12 protein-coding genes and 1 pseudogene are annotated in these 15995 nt (G+C 54.2%); 11 read left to right on the forward strand and 2 right to left on the reverse strand.

The features are described from left to right. The first annotated feature begins 328 nt into the window (after window positions 1-328). The 3 genes from Q7U76_03945 (at window position 329) to Q7U76_03955 (ending at window position 4268) form a co-directional block, all read left to right on the forward strand. On the forward strand, window positions 329-799 hold the full coding sequence (locus Q7U76_03945; protein MDO8355524.1) for a thermonuclease family protein: 471 nt from the start codon (window positions 329-331) through the stop codon (window positions 797-799). A gap of 1323 nt (window positions 800-2122) precedes the next feature. Next, window positions 2123-3112: a hypothetical protein gene (locus Q7U76_03950; protein ID MDO8355525.1), complete on the forward strand. Its 990-nt coding sequence runs from the start codon at window positions 2123-2125 to the stop codon at window positions 3110-3112. 148 nt (window positions 3113-3260) lie between these two features. Then, window positions 3261-4268, forward strand: coding sequence for a hypothetical protein (locus Q7U76_03955; protein ID MDO8355526.1), 1008 nt, complete (start codon window positions 3261-3263; stop codon window positions 4266-4268). Here the strand turns inward: Q7U76_03955 and Q7U76_03960 are convergent. Then, window positions 4262-5332 (reverse strand): annotated as a pseudogene (locus tag Q7U76_03960) (IS30 family transposase). The gene Q7U76_03955 and the pseudogene Q7U76_03960 sit on opposite strands and share 7 nt — an antisense overlap. A gap of 110 nt (window positions 5333-5442) precedes the next feature. Then, window positions 5443-6174: a tetratricopeptide repeat protein gene (locus Q7U76_03965; protein MDO8355527.1), complete on the reverse strand. Its 732-nt coding sequence runs from the start codon at window positions 6172-6174 to the stop codon at window positions 5443-5445. A gap of 120 nt (window positions 6175-6294) precedes the next feature. Between Q7U76_03965 and Q7U76_03970 the strand changes: the two genes are divergently transcribed. The 8 genes from Q7U76_03970 to Q7U76_04005 all read left to right on the forward strand — a co-directional run bounded on the left by Q7U76_03970 (window position 6295) and on the right by Q7U76_04005 (window position 15859). Next, entirely contained in the window at window positions 6295-6816 is a 522-nt protein-coding gene (locus Q7U76_03970) for a dual specificity protein phosphatase family protein (GenBank protein ID MDO8355528.1), read from the forward strand. 725 nt (window positions 6817-7541) lie between these two features. Then, window positions 7542-8018, forward strand: coding sequence for a hypothetical protein (locus Q7U76_03975; protein ID MDO8355529.1), 477 nt, complete (start codon window positions 7542-7544; stop codon window positions 8016-8018). Between the two features lie 5 nt (window positions 8019-8023). Continuing rightward, window positions 8024-8671, forward strand: coding sequence for a tetratricopeptide repeat protein (locus Q7U76_03980; protein MDO8355530.1), 648 nt, complete (start codon window positions 8024-8026; stop codon window positions 8669-8671). 166 nt (window positions 8672-8837) lie between these two features. After that, a complete protein-coding gene (locus tag Q7U76_03985; GenBank protein ID MDO8355531.1) occupies window positions 8838-10508 on the forward strand; it encodes a tetratricopeptide repeat protein in 1671 nt (556 codons plus the stop codon). A 1827-nt stretch (window positions 10509-12335) separates the two neighbouring features. Further along, window positions 12336-12710, forward strand: coding sequence for a tetratricopeptide repeat protein (locus Q7U76_03990; GenBank protein ID MDO8355532.1), 375 nt, complete (start codon window positions 12336-12338; stop codon window positions 12708-12710). 1410 nt (window positions 12711-14120) lie between these two features. Next, window positions 14121-14375 carry a helix-turn-helix domain-containing protein gene (locus Q7U76_03995; GenBank protein ID MDO8355533.1) on the forward strand — a complete coding sequence of 85 codons (255 nt, stop codon included), beginning with the start codon at window positions 14121-14123 and terminating at the stop codon, window positions 14373-14375. 39 nt (window positions 14376-14414) lie between these two features. Continuing rightward, window positions 14415-15404, forward strand: coding sequence for a replication initiation factor domain-containing protein (locus tag Q7U76_04000; GenBank protein MDO8355534.1), 990 nt, complete (start codon window positions 14415-14417; stop codon window positions 15402-15404). Between the two features lie 191 nt (window positions 15405-15595). Then, window positions 15596-15859: a hypothetical protein gene (locus Q7U76_04005; protein ID MDO8355535.1), complete on the forward strand. Its 264-nt coding sequence runs from the start codon at window positions 15596-15598 to the stop codon at window positions 15857-15859. The last annotated feature ends 136 nt before the right edge of the window (window positions 15860-15995 follow it).

Here is a 15995-nt window from a genome sequence, read left to right on the forward strand (position 1 = left end):
TGCGAAACCGAGCTGTCATGGCTAATCTACGAACCTCACCACGCGCCACCTCTATGGGAAATGGTTGCCAGACATGTTCGCGGCCACCTTTGCGCATTATGGGCGTTAGGGATGTTGCAAGGCCAAAGCCTGACGGAGGCGTTTGCTGTCAGGTGTGATCAGACGACGATGACTTCAGCCGACATACTCAACCGCCAGGTTGTTTGTCTTGTCGGAGTGGCATCTGTCACACCGAGGGAGTTTACCTGGTGGCGAATCCGCATACACTTGAAGCCAAAATAGCTGCTCGCTTCGCCACGATGTCGCAAAGCTGCTAACATTATGCCCTATGGTCATTGTCTGGGCAGTGCTCCTCACACTCTTTCAGGCCGCTTCCGTTTTCGCTGTCGATTTCTCTGGCCACATTATTTCCGTCCTCGACGGCGACACCATCGAAGTGCTCCACAACCAACACCCTGAACGCATCCGACTCAGCGGCATCGACTGTCCGGAGAAAAAGCAGGCCTTCGGCCAGCGAGCCAAGCAAGCGGCATCAGAGCTCGCATTCGAGAAAGACGTGACCATCCAGACTCACGGTCACGACAAGTACAATCGCACTATCGGGGAAGTAATCCTGCCGGATGGTATTAACCTCAATCAGGAACTCGTCAAGCAAGGCTGGTGCTGGTGGTATCGGAGGTATGCGCCTGGGGATACGGTGCTGGAGGGGCTAGAGAACGAAGCGCGAGAGGGGCGGAGAGGCTTGTGGGCTGATCCACAGCCGGTGCCGCCGTGGGAGTGGCGGAAGAAAAGCCGTTGAGACCAACGTATTTGTAGTAGTTCAGTCTCGACCTGGCAGTCAGTATCAGCTATCGACCCAAACCCGAAGTCCACGACCGACCGCTATCAGGTGGGCCAATCGAATAACGGCGCCATCGGGATCCCACGGGGTGTAAAAGAAAGAACGTTCACAGCAGCACTTGCGTCTTAAGTTAGTGCCGAAGGCGGGATTGTGTCGGAGGGGGTTGCCTAAGTCCTTGATGATTGGGCAATCCACTTCTCCTCCCGCTCCAGTGGCGGGGATGGTGAGTTGGTTCTCTTTGTTGCTCGTCGGTTCATTTCTGCCAGGTTTGCCGCTCTTCTTAACACTGGGATAACACCTGTTTCCTTGCAAGCGTCGAGGCCGCTCATGCACACCCACCTGGGGGCCACCCTTGTTCCCCCACCCCTCGCGTGTGGCCAGTGGGTATCAGGTGAAGCGAGTGCCGTAGCAAGGTTGGGAGAAATTTATGAAAACTAAAACTACCGCCGTAGCAGTGCGGCTTCAAATGCCGATAAAGTTCTTACTCGCATTTATCGAAAACGACTCGGCGTTTTATGGTTGCCGTGCGTCGCGCCATTTGCCTCGGAATTACTTTCTCTACAATCCCCTCTATTGTCGTCTCTTGTATTGTCCCCTTTTGCATGACGTTCAGTATTTCTCTAGGCCCGATTAGACCTATCAAGAAAAAATTGTCTTTGTCGTATAACTCAAAGGTCAGATAGAAGTCGCACTGGCTCAACTAGCCGGGGTGATGAGAGGGGGCTTCTGTGCCACTAAGGACGCGCAGGTTTGCCCCTTACAAGTCCACACTGGCAAACCCTGCGGGGCCCCTATTCCCCTACGAAAGATTACTCGCTTTGCTCATGACAAAGGCGCATGGTGCGCCCATTCGGGGAGAGGGTTACGATGTCTGGCTTTGGCTAGCTGGCCATGAAAACGATAGGAAACTATATGATGCGTCTTGCCGGTTGTGTCGTCGCGTTCGCGCTCTGCCTGACTGCTGCCTGCGGAGGTGGCGGAGATAGCACATCCCAAGCACCCCCTACCCCAGCAGCCTCAGCCCCTGCAATCACCACCACCAGCTTTGCGGTAACAGCGGCCACGCTTGGCTATAGCCAGCCCGTTCAAGCCGCTGGAGGCAGCAATGCGGGGTATACTTGGTCAGTGATTGGCGGGGCCTTGCCGACCGGCATTTTTCTGAGCAGTGGGACACCCGCAGCGACACTGCGGGGCACTCCAACAGTTATAGGTACATACCCGTTCAGGCTTCAGGTTCGAGATTCAAATGGGCAGGTTGGCACCCGTGATCTATCAATTGAGGTGAGACAGGCCGTTATCACCACCGTTGCTGGGACAGGAGTTCAAGGAGCCAGCGGGGACGGAGGACTGGCCACTTCCGCACAGCTGTATGGGCCATGGGGCGTTACCGTAGAGGCGGGAGGAAATTTCCTCATCGCGAATGCCACTATCCGACGGGTAGATGCTCAGAGCGGCATTATCACCACAGTGGCAGGGACAGAACTCATGGGGGCTCGCAACGTTGCCTTGGACCCTTTGGGCAATCTCTACATTGCGGATCAGGGGAGTAACCTTATCCGCCAGGTGAATGCCCAGACGGGCATCGTCACCACTGTGGCGGGCACAGGATCTCTAGGTTGCGTTGGTCCGACGTGCTTTAGCGGGGATGGGGGCGCGGCTACTGCTGCACAGCTATGGAGGCCATGGGGCGTAGCCTGGCATGGCGTTCTCTACATTGCTGATACGGAGAATCACAGCATCCGCCAGGTTAACCTCCAAACGGGCATTATCACCACCGTTGCTGGTAGGGGGTTCCAAGGCTACAACGGAGATGGAATAGTGGCCACCACCGCAAGCCTGTTCACCCCTTTGGCCGTCGCTGCGGATACGGCAGGGAATCTCTTCATTGCCGATACACAGAATCATCGAATCCGCCGTGTCGATTTCCTCACCCGCATAATCACGACAGTCGCAGGAAATGGGGTTGGAGGCTTTAGTGGCGACGGCGGCCCAGCCACCGCCACCGCACTTTGGAACCCCTCTGGTGTTGCCATAGATGGGGCAGGAAATTTGCTGATTGTGGATCAATATAATAATCGCATTCGTTCAGTGAATGCACAGACTGGCATCATCACTACGGTTGCCGGTGCGGGCACAGTTGGCTTTAACGGAGACAATCTTACGGCTACCGCAGCGCAGCTGTGGAACCCTTCTGGCGTGGCCATAGATGCGGCAGGGAGTCTGCTAATCGTAGACAATTTCAACAACCGCATCCGTCGTGTTGGGCCGTGACGAATCTTATAGCAATCGAATCTTCAATGTTTATGCGCGGTCCTTCTCCTGTGATTTCCCTCCCACCGAACAATACACGTTATTCCCTGCGCCCTGCCTTGCAGGTTTAGCCCGTAGCCTTCTAGAGTGCCTACCTTGTGAGGTGCTTATGTCGTTAAGATTCCCCATCGCTCTCGTGCTTTTGATCCTCTGTCTCGCCGTGCCCGCATGGGCTGATTTTCAAGCGGCCTTGGATGCCTACAACCATGGCGACTACGCAACTGCCTTAAGTGAAGTACTTCCAGTATGGCTTCCCCTCATTTCCACTATCCTAGCAGCCCTTTTTGCGCTTTCTTTGTTAATCCAACGCTTTGAATCAGGATTGCCGCTGTACCGTAAAAAGCCAGAGATTGCCCTACGATCCGTCAATTCAGTAATCATGCGGTATTTAGCTAGGCAATCTCTTGAAGAGAACAAGTGGGTCAGAATACGATTGCTTGGCATGCCGGATTCGGAGGAGAAAGCAAAGGCAGCAGGCATGAAAGGCTACTTAAGCGTAAAGGTTGTTGAATGTTTTTCGTCCAGCTGCGAAACGATAGAATACTGTGAGAACGGACCACAGATGCGAATCCAGTATGCAGACGTTACTGAAGCTGCGATCGCCCCCGAGGAAGATATTTTTTTCGATAGATACTATTACAGAACTGGCATACGGCGAGTCCCAACCTATTTTTTTGACGGTATTTCCATCGTTATTGGCATCGCATTCCTTCTTGGACTCTCTGGTTACTTTTGGGTTTGGTATCTAACAACGACCTACTCGGTTAGCGCCGAAATAGCCATTTGGTGGGTTGGGATCGCGCAGGCAATTACCTCGACGGGATTCGTCGTCTATAATTGGAGGGATAGCCCGCGTAATCTGTCGAATCTTTTGTTCGCTTCTATCTTCGGTATGATCCCGTTAGGTCTTCTTGGTCCAGGACTCGCGGGAATGTTCTTTTTAAGCCCTGGGTGGGCGCTTCCAATCTTAGCAGTACTTCTAACGGCAATGTATGTACTTGACCGGCTCGGCATCATATGGAAAATTCAAGGCTATTTTTCCGAAAAACTATGGCCAGGGCTTATGGCAATCATCTTACTAATAGTTTGGGCGTTAATCGCTTGGCGGTTTCAATGACCAAGTGCAAAAAGCGCAGCTTGATGCTGCCTGAAATCGAACGCATCCGGGGTGAACAACGCTGCGGTACACTTGAAGCCCAGCGACTTGCGTGGCCGGGTGTTCAGCTTCCAGGCTATCGCGGCCAGCTCTTCCTGCGTGAAGCCACTCAAGTCGCGGCCCTTGGGCAGATACTGCCGCAGCAGGCCGTTGGTGTGCTCGTTGATGCCTCGTTGCCAAGGACTATGCGGATCGGCGAAGTAGACCTTCGCCCCGGTGGCGTCCGTCAGCCGTTGATGCGCCGCCATTTCCCGGCCCTGATCGTACGTCAGCGACAGCCGTTGTTGCGCCTCAATCCGATTGAGTACATGACTGAATCCGCTCAGCGCCGCCTCGGCACTGGCATTGTCCATCCTGGACAGCACCGTGAACAAGGTCGTGCGCTCCACCAGCGTCCCGACGGCCGAGCGGTTCTGCGCCCCCTTGATGAGATCGCCTTCCCAGTGCCCCGGGATCAGCCGTTCCTCCACCTCCGGCGGCCGGTCATGAATGCTGACCATGTCAGGAATCCGTCCCCGCCGATCGTCGCCTCGCGCGCGGGGGCGCCGTTTGGCATGGCCGAAGCGCAACCAGCCGATCACGTCCGTCCGCAAGGCGCCACGGGGCATGGCGTAGATGGCGGTGTAGATCGTTTCGTGCGACACCTGCAGCGAGGGCGTATCCGGATGCACACCCGCCAGTGTACCCGCAATCTGCTCGGGCGAGTAGCCGGCCTTCAGGTAGCGGGTGACCTGGTCCTACAACGCGGTGTCGGGTCGCAAGCGACGCACCACACGCGGGGTGACCGCACAGGCGTGGGCGCGCGTCTGGGCCGCCGCGGCCCGGTAGCCGCCGGCGATTGGAGGTCGTCCGGGGACGCGGCGCGTGGTCGGTCGAGTCCAACCGTTGCGACGGAGTTCGCGAGACCGCGTCGAGGCCGAACGATTCAGCCCCCTGGCAATCGCCGCCGGCGTGAGGCCCCTCTCCAGTTGCGTGTGGATCATCGTGCGTTCGTGAACACTCAACTGCGTGTAGATGTTTCCCATGCAACATATTCTCCCAAACATATTCTCCCAAATATGTTGCACTTGGTGTTTGAGCGCGCCCTGCCTTAACTAAACAGCTGCGTAAAGAATTCACAAGACTTGAAACTGCGTTAAACAGTCTTCGATGCTTCGATAATAGCCTTCATTTGTTGCTGAATTTTGTCCCACGAATTTTCCATTCCTGGTTCTTCGCCTAACATTGCCGCAATCTTCTCCTCACCACCGGGAGCCAGAATAGCAGCTGCTGCTCTTTCCAGGGGTTCATCAGAACATGCGTCAGGATTGAAGTTAAGAACCTTTCCCGCCCATTCTGCGGCAGCCCTGTAGTCTCCCAACTTGAACAGCACCAGTGCCATGGTAGACCATGCCGTATATGCTCTGGGATGGAGAAGTAGTGCTAGTTCAAGTGCCATCTTGGCCGGTTGCAGCTGATCTGCATTAGCCATCGCATTGGCATAGCGAATAAGTGGTAGTGCTGCTGTGCCAAGCCATGTGTCAACCGTAAAATCTGGATTATTGGCGAGCGCAACGTAAAGTTTTGAAAGGGAACAGATATTGTTTCTGAGAATTCCTGTTCGCTCACAAAGGATGATAAATCTTACTACCATTTCTCTACTGCCAAGCCGGACTGACAGTGCTTTTAAGAATGTCGGTGGTAATGTCTTCCAGATCCCCCTGCTGATAAACATCTCATAAAGGCACTCCTCTTCGGTGAGGCCCTTGTGCTTAAAGGTGTTGTAGACGAAAAGCAACGCTCTAGCCGTCCACTTGGGACCGCCAAACCATCCAAGCACAAACCAGGTCGCTACGGCAGCGAGTAGAATCCAAAAGGCGGTCTGCATGTTGGCTTTCGTTTCCGAGGTGCAGGTTAGAGAACTGACGTTTTGCTATATTACAAGTTCCATCTCATGAAATTAATTTATCAAGTATGCGCCAGGGAATAGCCGAGGACAACTACTCAGTTGAATATCTTTAACCTAACTAAACCGTCAATCATCGACCCTATTGTATTCGCTACCATTGCTCCGCCAACCAATATGGCTGGCTTTAAAGCGTGGATAGAGTGCATATTGGCTGAAAGTATTCAACGTGTAGTGTGCCTACTTCCGCCAGACCAGTTACAAGACTTTAGCAGCCTACCGGGAGGCCTTTTAGTTCAATTGCATGAGCAATTCGGTGAAGCCAATGTATGTTGGGCTCCAATCAAGGAACTACATTACGCCGACCTAAGCACTCTGCGCTGCATCTTGGATTTCCTGGAAGATTCTGCTTTACGCAAACAAAAGGTTGTCGTCCACTGTCTGGCCGGGCTAGGACGAACAGGTCATGTCTTGGCAGCCTGGCTGGTCAGCCATCACGGCCTCTCCATCCAAGATGCCATCGCTAAAATGATCGCACTCGGCAGAGACCCTTGGGAGGCTGTAGCCTATGGAAATGCACGTCAAGAGGACCTGGAAAAGCTGCTAGCTCATTTTTTAAAATAGGGTTCATTCACGCTCGATCTGCTTCATGAGGTATTGAGCTAACGCCTATGCGTCAATTGCCATGAACTTCTCTGTGGCCTCGCCATCGCCGTCCTCGACGGCGATACCTTCGAATTTCTACACAACCACCAACCTGAACACATCCGCCTCAGTGGCATCGATTCCCCAGAGAAAGGCCAGGCCTACGGCAAGCGAGCGAAGCAAACCGCCTCTGACATTGCCTTCGGGAAAGATGTGACCATCCAGCCCCACGGCCACGACAAGTACGAGCGAACCATTGGGGAGGTGATCCTGCCCGACGGCATGAACTTGAATCAGGAACTCGTCAAGTAGGGCTGGTGCTGGTGGTATCGGAAGTATGCGCCAGGGGATACGGTGCTGGAGGGGCTAGAGAACGAAGCGCGAGAGGGGCGGAGAGGCTTATGGGCTGATCCGCAGCCGGTGCCGCCGTGGATCTACCGAAAAGCAAGGAGGGGGCAGTCCCTTGAAAGGTGACGCCGTAAGGCATACCATTTACGACTCATTGCGGGACACCGGCTATGCCCCTCGACTATCGACTCTCCCCTGACAGCCCCTTACTTCGTGAGGGAGTCTTTGAACGTATTACTCAGAAGCCCTGCAATGGAGGCCTCTACGACGCCGAGCTTGAATCGGAGTTAACCCTCAACAGGGTTCAGGGGCTCACGCACAAAGACCCTGCCCGAAACGATAGAGTCCGTTCACTAATGCAGGTCGATGAATACCTGGCACTCCTTAGTTTTCCAGGGGTGGTGTGGTTTGTCTCCCAAAGACCGGGCATTGAACCGAATCAAGCAGCGGTGGCCGTGCTCTCAGGGATGCCGTGGCCCCTATGGACCCGGGGACAACGCACACAATTACTCCTGAGCGTTTCAATGAATCAAGCAAAGTTCCTCAAAGAACTCTTCCAGCAACGGGCGGATGACCTTTCCTTGTATCTTTTAAGAAAGTACTCTTTCCCCAGTATCACTGAGACTGATGAACCGCAGGACCGCATTATGGATGGCTGGGTAAAGGAGCTTACCCGAAGACAACGGCAAGCAGCGTATGCATGGAAGAACTTGGCACGGCGAACACGGCAGGATGAGCGGGTCGTCTGTCAGACGGTCCGTGCCTTGCAGAACTACCTCAGCTGCCTTGACCGATATAGATGGCACGAGACCCTTTCTCAGCAGGAGAAATGATTAACATGGCAATCCGTCACTGGCACCTTTCGATTATCATCGGCTGCTGGTCCATTTTCTCGACCAGTTCGCCAGTCTTAGCGAACTTTGATACAGCCCTTATTGCCTACAAGAATGGGAATTTCACTGAAGCGTTCAAGCAACTCCAGCCCCTCGAAGAGCAAAGTCATCCTCAATCCCAGTTATTACTGGGGGTTATGTACTTGGAGGGCGAAGGTGTAAAACGGAATTACCAAACCGCTGCTCAATGGTTTCGGAAGAGCGCAGAACAGGGAGATGAAATAGCTGAATTTAACCTGGGATTACTGTACGAACGTGGCAAAGGCGTGCCCCGTGATATGTCCCAGGCGGTCTATTGGTACCGTTGGGCGGCTGAGGGTAGTCACCCGGACGCACAATTCCGTCTAGCCCGGCTGTATGTGACTGGAAAAGGTGTTAAGAGGGATACGGTGGAAGCGCTGGTGTGGCTTCATCTTGCTGCACGACTAGGACAGGAAGACGCATTGTTTCACTTGGCTCGACTGGCCCAGCAAATGACGAAGGCGCAGGTTGCCGAAGCACAGCGCCAAGTCAAAGAATGGAAGGCACTGTCACCAGTACAACTTGATTATCTGTTTTCAAAAGAGTGGGCACGGAATCTTAACATCGAATGAAATATTCCTACCTCCGCTGCGCAACCTTAAACCTGACATTTCTACTTGCGGAGAAAGCGGACATTTCTAAATTGGGTTGACAGACTTGAGGCATTGCCTTGACTCCTCGACACGAACGCCCTAGCTTTTCGCGTGAGTAACTGAAATCACCGAGGGTGAACGGTCCATGATTCTTGTTCGCGCCATCGCCCTTGCATTCTCAATCATCTGTCTTGCCACTTCCGCATGGGCCAACCTCCAAGCAGACAATGACGCCTATAAGAGTGGCGACTACGCAACTGCCTTGAGTGAATGGCGACCGCTAGCTGAGCAGGCACATGCCGTCGCCCAGTACAACCTCGGCTGGCTGTATTTTAAAGGTCAGGGTGTGCCCCGGGACTATGCTCAAGCGCGGCATTGGTGGAAGAAAGCCGCGGCCCAGGGACAGGCAGAAGCACAGCTTGCCTTGGCGCAGATGTATGAACGGGGGGAAGGGGTCAAGCTGGACTACACCAAAGCTGCCTCCTGGTACCGATTGGCGGCGGAACAAGAAGTTGCAGAGGCTCAATTTCGCCTGGGTCAGTACTACACCTCAGGGCTTGGAGTCGAAACGGACGAAAAAATATCAGGGCTGTGGTATCGGTTGGCCGCTAGGCAGGGACATGAAGAGGCGATACAGGCTGTCGGCCAAGAATTGACTACCGACGAAGTAGCACAACTAGAAGAGTTTTCCCGAAGCTGGAAACCCATGTCATCAGCTCAGCTGGATGAAATGCTACGAGAAGAAGGGAAACTCACGGTAACTGCGTCAGGAGAATATGGGCCTTTGTCTGCTGAACGCAGATGGCAACTTGCTATATTTGTTGTCGGTGCCGGGATCAGCACCTACATAATTTGTGGGCTTTTCTGGCTCCGCTTCAACAAGAAGAAGCCAGCTCCCTATCAGATTATGGCTTCTGATGCTGTGGTGATCCTCCTTTGGCCACTAGGTTTCTACAATGCGCATCTTCGGAAGTACTGGGCTCAAGACCGTTTCAGAATTTCTGACCCTGAGGCCAAAACCGGCATAGAATCCGTTGGATTTATCCAAAAATTCGGGTCACACAGTAGAATTACCGTAAAAAGTTGGAAGGAAGCCCTATCAAGAGCCCAAAATTTAGCATCTACATTAAACCATAGCGTTTATATTACTGACTCCGCGAAATACGATAACGATATTCTTGGTGGATACTGGAATCGACTGTATTGCGTAGAGGCTTCAGGCGAGGTCAGGATCATCTCTGTTAGCCCATCTCGTGTTATCAGAAAATGTAAACCGGAAAAGACAAGGCAAGACAGTTCTGGCGCAGCCGGAGCGGGAGCCAACGTGAAACAACCATTGGGAGCCGCTCAGAAAATTTCAACGGACATCTTGATAACCTTTCTGCATCCTTGGGTTCTAAAGGGGATCGCCACACTTGTCGGATTGGCAGGCTGGGGAATTCGGGGAGGAATTGCAGCCTTCGGTATTGCTTGGTGTGCCACTATGATTATCGGGAATGTTGTCAGGTGGATTGATGGAGGGATTCCGCCCAGATTCGCCCTGAGGCATGAAGCCAAGAGCATCCTGGAAGCACACCGAGAAACAGCAATTGCGGCATATCCTGGATTAAATGACCATGCTTTGCAAAACGCTATCGTGGGCAAGATTGAGGAAATATGCAGAGCTGCAGGAGACCAGAGTTATGGTGAGCTGATGGACGCTGCCGAGCGGCTTAAGAAGGAAGAAATAAACCCATTACGTCGCGACCTAATTACTGCGATTTGGACGCATATGGAGCGTAACATAATGGTGGCGCTAGGCCTTACCCCCCAATGACCTAACACGGTCCTGCCCACCCAGGTGGGCACGCTGGCCTCACTGGACGACCTGTAGCATCCATGCCTATCCCTGGCCCGTATGCATTCGGCGTGATCTGACCAAGCGCAGGACCACCAAAGTCAGGTTGCCACACGAATGGCCTACCTGTCGCATCCGCATTCATACCTGGCCCATACGCATTCGGCGTGTATCCTCCAAGGAATCCTCCTCCGGCAAGTCCTCCCTGTCCTGAGTCGGGAGTTCCTGGATTAGGTGCGCCTTGAGGTGAGCGCTGTCGCGGCCTAGAACTATTGGTGGCTTTAGACTGCTCTTCTAGCCATCCAAGAATCTCGGTATCTGTGGCCAATCTGCTATGGAGATTTCGCGCAGCGGTATCCGCACCAAATGTTGCTTTGGCGACTACTCGCGCAATGTCCTGATGTCTGTTAATTTCCCATCCTCGCCAATTTGGACCCGCGAGGCCGTGTTGCTCGTTCAGTGAGTCAATCCTTGAGTCAATCTCTCTTGTTACCTGATTGGCCGATGGGTAGTCATATCTGTTACTAGCAATACCGTGCTGCTCTTTCAAAAGACCCAGTTCCCCAAGTAATTCTTGCCCAACCCGATACTCAAACTTCCGAGTGGCAGCAATCACGTCGGGAACCGTCAACGTAGATCGATACCCACCAATGCGCCAGTTGCGAAAAGACTGCCGCTTATCGAACGTGAGGTATATCTCCCATCCTTGCCCTGCTTGGTCCGAAAGTCCTGTGCCGTTCGCTTTCCATAGCCAAAGCAGGTCTTTCCCATCAGCTGATACATTTCCATTACCGTCGCTAAACGTGACCTCATGCTGGGACACAGGCTCGCCCCATTGCTTTACATAGTAGGCCTGCTCATGGCTCCCAATTAGTTCGTCTAAATTTATCCAGGCCCCACGGTCTGACTTCGACCAAGTACCGTGTGAGGCGCAGCCGCCAAGCAGAAACAGACAGAGGGTAATGAGAGCGAAGGGTTTCACTGCGAGCCTCCCAGGGTGTGATGAGCGCATAAGAGTATGGGCCGATCACGAATTTCAGACAAGCGAAGCTTTCATGCTTATGTACAGTACTTTCCTGTGACACCCTCCCACCAATCAATACACGTATTCCCAAACGTACCATCTTGTGGTTTGATCCGTGCCCTTCTACACTGGCGCACACTATGAGTCCCTTATGTCCATTGCATTAAGATTCTAGCGTGGAGACCTACTACTCCATTCTGGAAGTCCCTGAATCAGCGACTCCCGAGGAGATCAAGCAAGCCCACCGACTGCTTTTACAAGTCTGGCATCCCGACCGCTTTCAACATAGCCCCAAGATTCTGCCGAAGGCAGAACAGAAGACCAAGGAACTTAATGCAGCCTTCGACACGCTCAGTAACCCGTCATTGAAGCAACGGTATGATGAAGGGCTCCGCAGCCGCCGCGCACGGAACGAGCAGCACAAGTACAAAACGTCAGGAAAAGAAGCCCGCACTACTCGATGTCCCAACTCGGTATGTAATTCGGTACTCCGAGTAAACGCTACGACTACTGGAATAGTGACTTGCCCCTCATGTCGGACAACATTCCGCTATGATCCTGAGCGAAATGAGAAATGGGACGTTAAACAGCCAGACTGGCACCGAGCTACAGAGAGGAGCGAAGAGAAGGCAGATCCCCATCCCAAACAACCTGCCAGCGCGGCGACTGAAGGGGGAAAGCTTCTAACTCCTGAGCGAATTGCCGGACTAGCCATAGGATTAGTTGTTGCCATAGTCGTCGTATTGACAACAGTGTTGATGGATGTTTCACATAAATCTGTCATGACAGATGTAAAGTGGAAGCTTCCACCGATGACGCAAGTTCCTGAGCGTGCGCTTGATTCGACGGAGGCAGCCTCAGACCTACAAAAGCTGGAGACGCAGGCCGCTCAGGGTAACGCAGAGGCACAGTTCGATCTCGGAGAGCTGTATGCCGACGGAGTGGGCGTCCAACAGGATTATGTGGTGGCGAGGCAGTGGTGGGAGAAATCGGCGGCCCAGGGCTTCGCCCGTTCGCAGTTTAAACTCGGCTGGCTGTATTCCGAAGGGGTAGGCGTTCCACAGGATCATGAACTGGCGCGGCAGTGGTGGGAGAAATCGGCTGAGAATTTAGGTTTGCCCGGTGTTCCGATTCCCGATGTTCCGATACCCGATTGAGCCCCTCGTGTGGTTGCGACCTATGACGTACCAATGGCCTCTCGTTGTGCTACTAGCTCTCCTGACGCCCTCTTTTGCTGTCGCTTTCTCTGAGTATCAAGGCGAGGTAGTCCGTATCCTCGACGGCGACACGCTCGAAGTCCTGCACGACCGTTGATGAGCTGACGGGGCTGCGGGAGTCGCTCGACAAGCTCCGCAATGAGTACGGCCTCGATGTTAAGTATCAGATTGAGCTGCTCGACGAGGATATCGCCGAGCGGGAAGAGGGATCGCGGAATCTGGAGGAGGGCAGCGGGTACTGGCGGGACCGGACACCCGTCCAGCATGACTTCGTCACGGATGACGAAGTGCGGGAGATGTTCCGGACACTCCGTGAAGGCATCTGAGGGTTTCTCTTGTGTCGCTTTGCGCACTCGCGGTGAGCCCCGCGTGTCGATTTGGGAAGGCGGCGCGCGCAATCGTGCGGCGCATCGAGAACACGACGAGTGCGAAGAGCGCAGTGGGGTGCCGGATCTCGGTCACCAGGAGGAACTTCAACTTCAAGCGATGGTAGCGCCTATCCTCCGCCACGAGGTTGCCAAAGACTGCCGAATAACAGCGTGGAGCCGACGCCTGAGGAGTGGCGCGGCTCACGCTGAGGCGTTAATGCGACAGGGATCAGGACCGCTTTATGTCGGTACGATCTCGGCGCCGAACTTCCGCACTTGGCCGATAGCGGTCATCGTTGAACTTCTGCCCCTAGGGTTCGGTGCCGAATTACGAGATTACACAAAAGTACTCTCTGCTACACAGCAGTGCCACGAGAGAGATTGTTGCCACTGCCCTTCCTCATCATCGGATCTCTAGTCTTTTAGCCACGTCACATCCCATGGACTAGGCCAAGCTGAAAAAGTAGAGTAGCTTGCCTATCATTCACTTCCAAGAACCAAACATTGGGTTATGGTCTTCCCGCGAAACACCCAGGCTACCTTTCTCCTTTTCCATTTGTTCCTTCTGTGCTGTGAGAACGGTTTCATTTATTCATGCAGAGCCCACTCGGCTCTACTCGACAGATTTTTCAGCCCTATTGATAAATAATTTCTAAAAACTGCTCATCGATTCAGCTCGTTGTTCTCAATTATCACTCATTAGTACCCATTTCTCTTCCTCTCTTCTCACAACTACATTTCAGCTCAAGCGCGAATCCTTGCATCAGGCCTGGTGTTTCTGATTAAAGAAAATTCGTAATACTAATCTACTGGACGAAGCTGCTGCTTGTAGCCCGCCATGCTCGCTGCAAGACAACTCACCAAATGATGTCCCTTAGTGACCTCTCATGACCTCTCCTGTCCCCTGCAGGGTCTCTTTCCACCTAATCATGACATCAGTATGGTCTCGGCCATGCTGCCTGTTGCGCTGAAGAGGAGTCGAATGAAGCAAACATGGCTTACGACGAATGAACTCGCGGCCCTTCTGCAGGTCAGTATCAAAACCATTCGGCGTGCCTATCGGAATGGGGAGATTCCGATCGTGCGGTTTCGCCGCATGGTGCGGTTCGACTTGGAGGACGTACGGCGGGTGATGCAACAGAAGAGCATCCGCCCAAACCTGAGAGTGATGGCACTGCAGCGCGCGACCGGCGGCGCCAGCCGGCGGCGCGCGCAGCCAAACGCCCCCGATCGGTAAAACGGGGGCTTCTATAGCAGAGGAGTAAGAGGACTGTTTATGGACGACCACAACTTTACAGAAACCATCGATTGGCTCGCGTTTACCGTCCCTCAGGCCACGGTCGACGAGATGCGTCTCGTGGTCGGTGGCGAGTGGTTCGAAACGACGACGGGCTTTCGTGGCTATCCCACCTGCTGGCTCACGAACCAAGGCCGCCATGGCGTGGGCAAACTCGGGACGGGGGCCCCTCGCAATGCTCAAGAAGTTCACGTCGATCTCTCTGCGGGGATTGTCTCCACCTGGGCCGAAGACAAGATCCGCTCGGTCCTGACCTGGGTCTTTGCCCGTGGGGGCCACATCACCCGCATGGATGTGGCCCTGGATGATCGGGTGGCGGGGGTCTCCATCGCACAGATCAAAGAGGCCGTCGTTGCCGGACAGGCCGTCACCCGGTCACAGAAGTTCAAGGTCGTTGCCGGGTCCTCGTTGCGCTCCGGCACCTCGACGGGCGACACGCTCTATTTCGGGAGTCGGGAGAGTCAAACCATGTTGCGCGTCTACGATAAGCGACTGGAGCTCGAACAGAAAGGCCGTGAAGAAGCCAAGGAGTTCGGTGTTCGGTGGGAATTGGAGCTGAAAAAGGACCGGGCGCAAGCCTGCGCCAAAGCCTTGCTCACGCTCCCGCCGGAGGATTGGCGGGAGTTCCTCGTCGGGATTCTCCGTTCCTATGTCGACTTCCGCGAGACGACCCGCGAGGCAGAACCCTGGGAGAAGTATCGGGCTCCGCTCTTGGCCTGGTGGGAGACCCTCACCGAGGGCTTCAAACGCTGCCGGCTCGTCGTCGAGAAGGTCCAGCAGACCTTTGATGAGATCTGCCAGTGGCTGGGCCAGTCGATCAGCGCCATGCTCGCTCTGGCGTATTTCCGACGGGGCGAACAGTTTCTCCAGGAGTTGATCTATGCCGGTTCCAAGAAATGGAAAACCCGGCACCTGGCCATGCTGCATGAGGGACGGCATATGCGACCGTATGTGCTTCGTCCCATCTAAGGAGTGGACACGGATGTGCCCAGGTTGTGGCGCGAGAGGCTGTGGGTGCCGATGGGAGCACGGGACGCTGGTGCTCACCTGTCAGGAGTGTGATTCGGAATTTAGGTTTCTATCAAAAACCCGGTCCATAGGCCGGGGCCACTGGGTCAGACAGAGTGCTGACCCGTTATCTCAACCAGGAGGTCCGCATCATGATGGTGAAAGCCGAAGGCAGCGTACAGGGGTATGTCGAACGGAAGGGCAAGGAGAACCGGATCTATCGGTCGATGGATCTGTACGTGAAGGGCAAAGATCCGGGGAACCTGCGGCTGAACATCCCGGAGGAACATCACAATCTCATCGAGGTCTGTAAGCAGTCGGAAGGCAAACAGGCGCGGGCGTCGGTGGAGATTCGCAAGTTCGAGCTCACCGGCAAGATCTTCTTCGATCTCGTCGCGCTGGAAATCCTGAAGTAAGGCACGGGACGGGAGGAAGGCCCATGGACCAGACGCACGCCCTGCTGACGGTCCTCCTCATGGCCTTCCTCTCCGGCCTGCTCCTGGAACGGTGAAGGTGCGTGATGGTGTGGACCGCGTTGACCGTCGTGAATCA

The organism is Nitrospirota bacterium (assembly GCA_030645475.1).
GTDB lineage: Bacteria > Nitrospirota > Nitrospiria > Nitrospirales > Nitrospiraceae > Palsa-1315.

Excerpts from the sequence above, each read along its gene's own strand:
- Q7U76_03955 (MDO8355526.1), top strand. The coding sequence starts at position 3,261 with ATGTCGTTAAGATTCCCCATCGCTCTCGTGCTTTTGATCCTCTGTCTC.
- Q7U76_03990 (MDO8355532.1), top strand. The coding sequence starts at position 12,336 with ATGACAGATGTAAAGTGGAAGCTTCCACCGATGACGCAAGTTCCTGAG.
- Q7U76_03945 (MDO8355524.1), top strand. The coding sequence starts at position 329 with ATGGTCATTGTCTGGGCAGTGCTCCTCACACTCTTTCAGGCCGCTTCC.
- Q7U76_03985 (MDO8355531.1), top strand. The coding sequence starts at position 8,838 with ATGATTCTTGTTCGCGCCATCGCCCTTGCATTCTCAATCATCTGTCTT.
- Q7U76_03995 (MDO8355533.1), top strand. The coding sequence starts at position 14,121 with ATGAAGCAAACATGGCTTACGACGAATGAACTCGCGGCCCTTCTGCAG.
- Q7U76_03975 (MDO8355529.1), top strand. The coding sequence starts at position 7,542 with ATGCAGGTCGATGAATACCTGGCACTCCTTAGTTTTCCAGGGGTGGTG.
- Q7U76_03965 (MDO8355527.1), bottom strand. The coding sequence starts at position 6,174 with ATGCAGACCGCCTTTTGGATTCTACTCGCTGCCGTAGCGACCTGGTTT.
- Q7U76_03980 (MDO8355530.1), top strand. The coding sequence starts at position 8,024 with ATGGCAATCCGTCACTGGCACCTTTCGATTATCATCGGCTGCTGGTCC.
- Q7U76_04005 (MDO8355535.1), top strand. The coding sequence starts at position 15,596 with ATGATGGTGAAAGCCGAAGGCAGCGTACAGGGGTATGTCGAACGGAAG.
- Q7U76_04000 (MDO8355534.1), top strand. The coding sequence starts at position 14,415 with ATGGACGACCACAACTTTACAGAAACCATCGATTGGCTCGCGTTTACC.